The sequence below is a fragment of the Streptosporangium sp. CA-115845 genome, from assembly GCF_050943795.1.
GTDB lineage: Bacteria > Actinomycetota > Actinomycetes > Streptosporangiales > Streptosporangiaceae > Streptosporangium.
Genome location: NZ_CP191988.1, coordinates 6628254 through 6631080 on the forward strand (window position 1 = coordinate 6628254; position 2827 = coordinate 6631080).

3 protein-coding genes are annotated in these 2827 nt (G+C 71.6%); 1 reads left to right on the top strand and 2 read right to left on the bottom strand.

Going from position 1 to position 2827, the window contains the following annotated elements; translation table 11 throughout:
• Positions 1–22: 22 nt before the first annotated feature.
• Positions 23–931 carry a carbamate kinase gene (locus tag ACQP0P_RS31895; RefSeq protein WP_433361756.1) on the bottom strand — a complete coding sequence of 303 codons (909 nt, stop codon included), beginning with the start codon at positions 929–931 and terminating at the stop codon, positions 23–25.
• A 251-nt stretch (positions 932–1182) separates the two neighbouring features.
• Between ACQP0P_RS31895 and ACQP0P_RS31900 the strand changes: the two genes are divergently transcribed.
• A complete protein-coding gene (locus ACQP0P_RS31900; RefSeq protein ID WP_433361759.1) occupies positions 1183–2064 on the top strand; it encodes an esterase/lipase family protein in 882 nt (293 codons plus the stop codon).
• 9 nt (positions 2065–2073) lie between these two features.
• On the opposite strand, the gene ACQP0P_RS31905 is transcribed toward ACQP0P_RS31900, so the two are convergent.
• Positions 2074–2802 carry a thioesterase II family protein gene (locus ACQP0P_RS31905; RefSeq protein ID WP_433361762.1) on the bottom strand — a complete coding sequence of 243 codons (729 nt, stop codon included), beginning with the start codon at positions 2800–2802 and terminating at the stop codon, positions 2074–2076.
• Between the last annotated feature and the right edge of the window lie 25 nt (positions 2803–2827).

The following is a 2827-nucleotide window of genomic DNA, read 5'->3' on the forward strand; positions in this document are numbered from 1 at the left end:
CCACCTTTCAATCGCGTCGTGTTCACTTTCGCACCACGGTGCCGCTCTCGCCGGTGAGCGCCGCCCCGATGTTCTCCAGGGAGGTGATCACCGACCGGTCGCCGCCCTGCTCGACGAAGCGCAGCGCGGCCTCGACCTTCGGCCCCATGCTGCCGTCGGCGAAGTGCCCGGCGGCGTGGAGTACGCGCAACTCGGCCGCGGTGACCGCGCCCAGGGGCCGGGCCTGGGCCGTGCCGAACCCGACGACGGCCTCGGGGACGTCCGTCGCGATGACCAGGACCGTGGCCCGCACGTCCCGGGCGAGCACCGCCGCCGCCAGATCCTTGTCGATCACGGCCTCGACCCCGCCCAGCCGCCCTCCGGCGTCGCGGGCCACGGGCACGCCGCCACCACCCGCGGCCACGACGGTGAAGCCCGCGGCCACCAGCGCGGCGATCGCAGGGGCGTCGAGGATCTCCAGCGGCTCGGGGGAGGCCACCACGCGGCGCCAGCCCCGGTCGAAGCGGCGCCAGCTCTGCCCGAGCTCCTCGAAGCGACGGGCCTCCGCCTCGCTGAAGTAGCGGCCGATCGGCTTGACCGGGTCCTGGAAGGCCGGGTCTGCGGGGTCGACGAGCGTGCGGGTGACCACGACGGCCGCGCGGCCGTCGAGCGCGTTGAGGACGAGGGTGCCTATGGTGGCCTGTGTCTGTGCCCCGCACCAGTCGAGCGGCACCGGGGGCACGACGTGCGCGGCGAGCTGGTTCTTCAGGATCAGGTTGCCGACCTGGGGGCCGTTGCCATGGGTGAGGGTCACCTGGTGGCCGTCCGCGATGAGCGCGACGACATGGCGGACGGCCTGCTCGACCGCGCGGCGCTGGTCGCCGGGTGAGGCCCCGCCGTCAGGCCCCGTCATCGCGTTGCCACCGAGCGCGATCAGTACTCGTTCACCCACAGGCTGACGCTAACGGCCCCCACGCCGCGTCTCATGGGCACTCACTGCCCAAGGAAGGCCAACTCTTCGACACAATCCGCCAGCCGAGTGGTCTCCGGAGGCGTAGACGCCCCCGGCTGTGGCATCGGCAGGGAGACCGCTTGTTGCAGGAGTGCCAACTTTGCGGCGGCAACAGGCGCGGGCAGGGCATAGCTCCGGTGCGAGGTGGCGAGAAAGGCTCTTGTCCGGCGTTCTTTCTGAGGAGAGATCGAGTGGGGCAGCTCCGTCTCGGCCACATCATCGTGATCGTCCTGTGTGTCGTGACGGGGTTCGCGGTGCTCACCGTCGCGGCCGGCACGCTCACCGGCGGGCGGTCCGCGTCCCCGCCACCCAGGGTGGACATGGTCGCCGAGGCCAGACGGCTGGCCTCGGAAGGACTGTCGAAGGCCAACGACTTCGACTGCCGACCCCGCCAGGACACGCCGTATCCGGTGGTGCTCGTCCACGGTGCGAGAAGCACGGGAGCGGTGACCTGGCCCGTGGCGGCCCCCTACCTGAGCAAACAGGGCTACTGCGTCTTCGCCCTCGACTACGGCTGGAGCAACTCGATCAGGCGCTCGGCCCGGACGCTGGGGAACTTCGTGGACGGGGTGCTCCAGGCCACCGGGGCCGAGAAGGTGGCGATCGTCGGGCACAGCCTCGGGGGGATCGTCCCCCGGGCGTACCTGCGCTCGGAGGGCGGGGCGGGCAAGGTGTCCGAGCTGGTCACCATGGGGGCGCCGCACCACGAGCTGACCGGGGAGCTGCGCAGGAGCTGCGGCGGGGAGACGGTCTGCGACGAGCTCCACTCGGACTCGCCGCTGATGAAGGAGCTCAACACCCCCTCCATGATCGAGCCCGGCGTCGACTACACCGCGCTCGGGCTGAAGGCCGAGCAGGAGGCCGCCTCGACCTTCGTCGAGGGGCCGCCCGAGCAGGTGACCAACCGGATGCTCCAGGACGACTGCCCGCTCAAGGGGATCATCGAGGGTGCCGTCGGGCACAACCTGGAGGCGCTCGATCCGGTGATGCTCTCCTACGTCAACAAGGCGCTGGAGACTCCCGGGCCGATGCCCCGCGGTTACCGGCCGGACTGCTTCGCGCTCATCCTCTGATCGGCTCGTTCATCCCGCGAGCAGCCGGGTGACCTCCCCGACCACCGGCGCGCGCTGCGGCTGCAGGTAGAAGTGGTCGCCGGGAAAGACCGTGAGGGAGAAGTCGGAGACCGTGCGGGCCTCCCACGACTTGGCCTGGGCCGGGGTGACCTCCGGGTCCGCGTCGCCGACGAGAGCGGAGATCGGGGTGTGCAGCGGAGGGCCCGGGCGATGGCGGTAGGCCTCGACCAGCCGGAAGTCGGCGCGGATGTAGGGCAGGACGATCTCGCGCATCGCCCGGTGGGAGAGGATCTCCACCTCGGTACCGCCGAGCTTGGCCAGCTCGGCGACGAGGCGGTCGTCGTCGTAATCCGAGATCGCGATCCTCTCCCGGGGATCGTGCGGTGCCCTCGCCCCGGACACCAGCAGCCGTGCCGGGGTACGTCCCCCGGCCTCCAGGCGGCGGGTGACCTCGTAGGCGAGCATCGCTCCCATGCTGTGCCCGAACAGCGCGAAACGCCGGTCCAGCAGCGGCGACATCGCCTCGGTCACCAGGTCGGCCAGCGTGTCCATGTCCTGGGGCGACGGTTCTCCGAACCGGTCCGCCCTGCCCGGCAGCTGCGTCGCGTGGAGCTCGACGGAGTCGGGTAGCAGCGCGGGCCAGTCCCGGTAGGCGGTGGCCGACCCGCCCGCGTGCGTGAAGCAGAACAGCCGTGTGGTCGCCCCCGGGCGGGGGGAGGCGCAGCGCAGCCAGGTCATGCGTTTCCTCCGCGCACTCGGCCGC